This window comes from Micromonospora sp., from assembly GCF_048594385.1.
Lineage (GTDB): Bacteria > Actinomycetota > Actinomycetes > Mycobacteriales > Micromonosporaceae > Micromonospora > Micromonospora wenchangensis.
Genome location: NZ_JBMDWU010000595.1, coordinates 1 through 5307, shown reverse-complemented (window position 1 = coordinate 5307; position 5307 = coordinate 1). Strand labels below are relative to the sequence as shown.

The following is a 5307-nucleotide window of genomic DNA, read 5'->3' as shown; positions in this document are numbered from 1 at the left end:
GGAGCGCAGCGCGAGGCTCAGCCCGAGCACGGTGGCGAGCGCGGCGACGCCACCGGCGGCCAGCCAGCGGCGACGTCCGCCACCCCGGGCGCGGCGACGCCCCGGCCCGGGACGCCCGGCGGGGGCGCGGCCGTCCGGCCCATGGTCGGGTTCCTGGGACAGGCTGCCGTCGGTCACGCCGACCGATGCTGCCGCAGCCGACGACCCGGGGACAAGCGGGCTAAGCGAAAGCTAAGCCGGTCAGCCGATCCGGTTGCGGTGGAGCCCCGACGCGATCACGGAGAGCGACCGTAGCGGCTCGGCGATCTCCGGTCGGGCACGCAGCAGGTCCTCCAGGCGGACCCGCCAGCGGCCGGCTTCGACGGCGGCGGCGTCGGGTGTGGTCCGGGCCCAGGGCTGGAGCCGCTGCCGGGTGTCCTGGAGGGAGCCGGCGTGGTCGGGGCCGAGCAGCGCACCGAGCTCGGTGCCCAGCCAGTCGAACAGTTCGTCGTCGGGGACGCTCGCGACGATCAGGCGGGCCATGTCCCAGGCCACGCGGGGGTGGTGGAGAACCTGCATGCCGACTCCTCCGTCGATGGTGGCGATTCGGCCATCATCGATCCGGCACCGTCCCGGGGGCAACACCCGGGCGGCGGACTACGGCTCGGCCGTCCGGCACCGGTCGGGCACGGCGGTCCGCCCCGCGCCCCCTCCGGTCGCCCCGGCTCCGCGAGGCGGGCAGCTCACCAGGCGACACCGATGCCGTCGCCGGGGTACCAGTGGTCGAGCGGGGTCTCGCGGTAGGCGAGGAACCGGCGGCCGGTGCGTTCGGCGTGTTCGGCGAGCACCCCGGTGGTGGTGACGTTGTCGGTGAGCAGGATCGCGCCGGGGGCCAGCTTCGGCTCGACGGCGTCGAACTCGCGGCGTTCGTGGTCGTGGCTGTGGTCGCTGTCGTGCAGGAACAGGTCGACCGGCCGGTCCAGGGCGGCGATCGCGGTGACCGAGTCGCCGACCACCAGGTCGGTCACGTCGGCCCAGGGGGCGCTGCGGGCCAGGTAGCCGGCCTCCGGGTTGACGTCCAGCGAGGTGAGCCGGCCGGGGTGGCCCTCGGCGGCGTTGCGCAGCAGGGCGGCAGCGAGGACGCAGCTACCCAGCCCCTTGTCGGTGCCGGTCTCGACGACGTGGGTGGGTCGGGTGGCCCGGACGATCGCATACCAGCCGACCCGGCGCGCGTAGCGGACCCGTCGGTCGGCCAGGCCGCGTCGGGCGGACCGGGCGGTGGCCTGTTCGATGTGCCGGCGCAGCGCCGCGTCGCCGGTGATCTCGGCGAGGTGGCCCCGGACCCGGGCCACCGGGACGTCGCAGACCACGCTGACGAACCAGGTCAGGTGCTCCCGGCTGAGCCGGGTCAGTTCGTAGGTGTAGTTGTGGTGCTCCCGGGAGGTGGCCAGCCAGCGGGCCGAGGTGCGCAGCACCTTCGCGTCGTACCGGGCGACCCGGGCGAGCCGCCCGGGGAAGGCGGCCACCGGTGCCAGCGGGGTACGGGCGATGGCCCGGCGCAGTCTCGTCGCATCCACGGCGCGGTTTCTACCAGCCGCAGGTGACGGGCGGCTGAACGTCCAGCGTACGGCGGCTTTTCGGGCCTCGGGCCGTCGGGCGAACGCGGGCTGCCGTACTGGGTGACGGATCAGTAACATGCGGCCGTGCCAGCAGCTGAGAACGTTTCGGAGCCCGCTCCCACCCCGTCGGTCGACACCCCGGGGCCGGCACCGAAGCGTCGGCGGGGCTGGCGGATCGCGCTGGTGGCGCTGCTGGCGCTGGCCCTGCTGGGGGCCGGTGGCGTCGGCGCGGGCGTGCTCTATCTGCGCTCGGTCGAGAAGGACGTCGAGCGGGTGGACGCCTTCACCGGCGTGCCGACGCAGGACCGGCCGCCGGTGGTGGCCCGGGACGCCATGAACATCATGATCCTGGGCAGCGACTCCCGGGACCCGGAGCGGACCGAGGGGTCCCGCACCGACACGATCATCCTGGCCCACCTGCCGAAGGACCGGAAGAGCGCCCAGCTCGTCTCGATCCCCCGGGACACCTGGGTCCGCGTACCCCGGTCGGCGGACGGCCGGCACGGCGGCCGGACCGCGAAGATCAACGCGGCGTACGCCTGGGGTGGGATTCCGGTGATGGTGCAGACCGTCGAGCAGTTCACCCGGGTCCACGTCGACCACGTGGCGGTGGTCGACTTCGCCGGCTTCCAGGAGATCATCGATGCCCTGGGCGGGGTGGACATCACCGTCGACCACCGGTTCACCTCGATCCACCCGCCGCTGCGCACCTTCCCCGCCGGCCGGCAGACGATGGACGGGGCGACGGCACTGGACTACTCCCGCCAGCGCAAGCAGTTCCCGGACGGCGACTTCGCCCGCATCCGGCACCAGCAGCAGGTGATCCGGGCGATCCTCGACAAGGCCGCCACCGGCGGCATCCTCACCAGCCCGGGCAAGCTCAACGACTTCGTCCGGGCCGCCTCGTCGTCGGTCTCCGTCGACCGGGAGATGTCGCTGCTGGATCTGGCGACCGAGCTGCGCGGCCTGCGGGGCGGCAACCTCACCTTCGTCACCAGCCCGTCGCGGGGCACCGGCCGGGTGGGCACCGAGAGCGTGGTCTTCGCCGACGAGCAGAAGTCCGAGGCGTTCTACGACGCGGTCCGCCGGGACGCCACCGCCGAGATCGTCCGCGCCGCCCGCTGAGCCCGGCGTCGTCGCCGGGCGGGAAGCCGTGCTTGCCCCCGGGCGGGAAGCCGTGCTTGCCTCTGAAATTTTTCATGCATAGAGTCGCGGCATGAATGACGGAGCCGTCGCCGCGCCGCCGGACCGGCTGCTCGACCTGTTCCACGGTGTCCGGCTCACCCCCACCCAGCGGCGCATCGCACACTGCCTGGTGCAGCACGCGGCCACCGTGGCCTACCTGTCGGCGGCCGAGGTGGCGGAGCTTGCCGGGGTCAGCCAGCCGTCGGTGACCCGGTTCGCCGTGGCGCTCGGTCACGACGGCTACCCGGCGCTGCGTCGCCGCCTTCGCGAGCTGACCACCGGCCCCGACGGCCGCGCCGACGACGGCAACGAACTGCAACTCGCGGTACGCGCCGAGATGGCGAACCTGGACCGGCTGGCCGGCGAACTGGCCGACCGCACCAGGATCGCCACCGCCGGTCGGCTGCTCGCGGCGAGCCGCCCGCTGCCGGTGCTCGGCCTGCGGGCCGCCGCGCCACTGGCCGCCTACTTCGCCTACTTCGCCGCCAAGGTCCTGCCCGACGTCCGGGTCCTCGACGACGGTGGCAGCCTGCTCACCGACCGGCTCGAACAGGCCGCCTCGGCCGGGGCGGACGCGCTGCTCGCCTTCGTGCTCCCCCGCTACCCCCGGGAGACCCTCGACGCGCTGCGCGCGGCCCGCGACGCCGGCCTCACCGTCGTCGCGATCACCGACTCCCCGGTCAGCCCCGCCACCGAGTACGCCGAGTTGGTGCTCCCCGCCGCCGTCGGCACCGACCTCGTCTTCGACCTGCACACCGCCCCGATGACCCTGGCCATGGTGGTGCTCCAGGCGATCTGTGACGCCGCCCCGATCCAGACCCAGCGTCGCCTGGAGGCGTTCGAGTCGTCCGCCGCCCGTCGTCAGTTGTTCCTCGGCTGAGAGGAGTACGCCATGCACCAGCCCGTCCGTGCCGCCCGTGGCACCACCCGTACCGCGCAGGGGTGGCCGCAGGAGGCCGCCCTGCGGATGCTGATGAACAATCTCGACCCGGAGGTGGCCGAACGCCCCGACGACCTGGTGGTCTACGGCGGCACCGGGAAGGCGGCCCGGGACTGGCCGTCGTACCACGCGCTGGTGCGTACCCTCACCGGGCTGCGCGACGACGAGACGATGCTGGTGCAGTCGGGTCGCCCGGTCGGGGTCATGCGCACCCACGAGTGGGCCCCCCGGGTGCTGCTGGCCAACTCCAACCTGGTCGGCGACTGGGCCACCTGGCCCGAGTTCCGCCGCCTGGAATCCCTCGGCCTGACCATGTACGGGCAGATGACCGCCGGCTCGTGGATCTACATCGGCACCCAGGGCATCCTCCAGGGCACCTACGAGACGTTCGCCGCCGTCGCCGCGAAGTGTTTCGGCGGCAGCCTCGCCGGGACGCTGACCCTCACCGCCGGCTGCGGCGGGATGGGCGGGGCGCAACCCCTCGCGGTCACCATGAACGACGGCGTCTGCCTGATCGTGGACGTCGACCGGAGCCGGCTCGACCGGCGGGTGCACGACCGCTACCTCGACGAGGTGGCCGACTCGCTCGACGACGCCGTCGCCCGGGTGCTGGCCGCCAAACGGGACCGGCGGGCGTTGAGCGTCGGTGTGGTCGGCAACGCCGCCACCGTCTTCCCCGAGTTGCTGCGCCGGGGGGTGGCCGTCGACGTGGTCACCGACCAGACCAGCGCGCACGACCCGCTGTCGTACCTGCCGGAGGGGGTGGAGCTGGCCGACGCCCGGGACTACGCGGCGGCCAAGCCGGCCGAGTTCACCGACCGGGCGCGGGCGTCGATGGCGAAACACGTCGAGGCGATGGTCGGTTTCCTCGACGCGGGCGCGGAGGTGTTCGACTACGGCAACTCGATCCGGGGCGAGGCGCAGTTGGGCGGCTACGCGCGGGCGTTCGACTTCCCCGGTTTCGTGCCGGCGTACATCAGGCCACTGTTCTGCGAGGGTAGGGGGCCGTTCCGCTGGGCGGCGCTCTCCGGCGACCCGGCCGACATCGCCGCCACCGACCGGGCCATCCTCGACCTGTTCCCCGAGAACGAGTCGCTGGCCCGGTGGATGCGGCTGGCCGGCGAACGGGTCGCCTTCCAGGGGCTGCCGGCCCGGATCTGCTGGCTGGGCTACGGCGAGCGGGACGTCGCCGGGGTGCGGTTCAACGACATGGTCGCCGCAGGGGAGCTGTCCGCGCCGGTGGTGATCGGCCGGGACCACCTGGACTGCGGCAGCGTCGCCAGCCCGTACCGGGAGACCGAGGCGATGGCCGACGGCTCCGACGCGATCGCCGACTGGCCGCTGCTCAACGCGCTCGTCAACACCGCCAGCGGGGCGTCCTGGGTGTCCATCCACCACGGCGGCGGGGTGGGCATCGGCCGGTCCATCCACGCCGGCCAGGTCTGCGTCGCCGACGGCACCGCGCTGGCCGGGCAGAAGATCGAACGGGTGCTCACCAACGACCCGGCGATGGGTGTCATCAGGCACGTCGACGCCGGCTACGACACCGCCCGCGACGTCGCCGAGCGCACCGACGTCCGCATC

At 73.5% G+C, this 5307-nt stretch carries 5 protein-coding genes; 3 read left to right on the top strand and 2 right to left on the bottom strand.

The annotated features are described in order from the left end of the window. Positions 1-240 precede the first annotated feature (240 nt). On the bottom strand, positions 241-558 hold the full coding sequence (locus tag ACOJTC_RS31010) for a hypothetical protein (protein ID WP_420119542.1): 318 nt from the start codon (positions 556-558) through the stop codon (positions 241-243). A 164-nt stretch (positions 559-722) separates the two neighbouring features. Beyond that, positions 723-1556: an O-methyltransferase gene (locus ACOJTC_RS31005; protein ID WP_420119541.1), complete on the bottom strand. Its 834-nt coding sequence runs from the start codon at positions 1554-1556 to the stop codon at positions 723-725. A gap of 126 nt (positions 1557-1682) precedes the next feature. Here ACOJTC_RS31005 and ACOJTC_RS31000 point away from each other — a divergent pair, with 126 nt between their 5' ends. The 3 genes from ACOJTC_RS31000 to hutU all read left to right on the top strand — a co-directional run. Next, positions 1683-2723 carry an LCP family protein gene (locus tag ACOJTC_RS31000; protein WP_420119540.1) on the top strand — a complete coding sequence of 347 codons (1041 nt, stop codon included), beginning with the start codon at positions 1683-1685 and terminating at the stop codon, positions 2721-2723. Between the two features lie 91 nt (positions 2724-2814). Beyond that, a complete protein-coding gene (locus ACOJTC_RS30995; protein ID WP_420119539.1) occupies positions 2815-3663 on the top strand; it encodes a MurR/RpiR family transcriptional regulator in 849 nt (282 codons plus the stop codon). 12 nt (positions 3664-3675) lie between these two features. Then, on the top strand, positions 3676-5307 hold a 1632-nt coding region (hutU, locus tag ACOJTC_RS30990), incomplete at its 3' end, for a urocanate hydratase (protein ID WP_420119538.1).

What these genes read in the sequence shown, in the direction of transcription:
- ACOJTC_RS31010 (WP_420119542.1), bottom strand. Translation starts at nt 558, where the DNA reads ATGCAGGTTCTCCACCACCCCCGCGTGGCCTGGGACATGGCCCGCCTG.
- ACOJTC_RS30995 (WP_420119539.1), top strand. Translation starts at nt 2,815, where the DNA reads ATGAATGACGGAGCCGTCGCCGCGCCGCCGGACCGGCTGCTCGACCTG.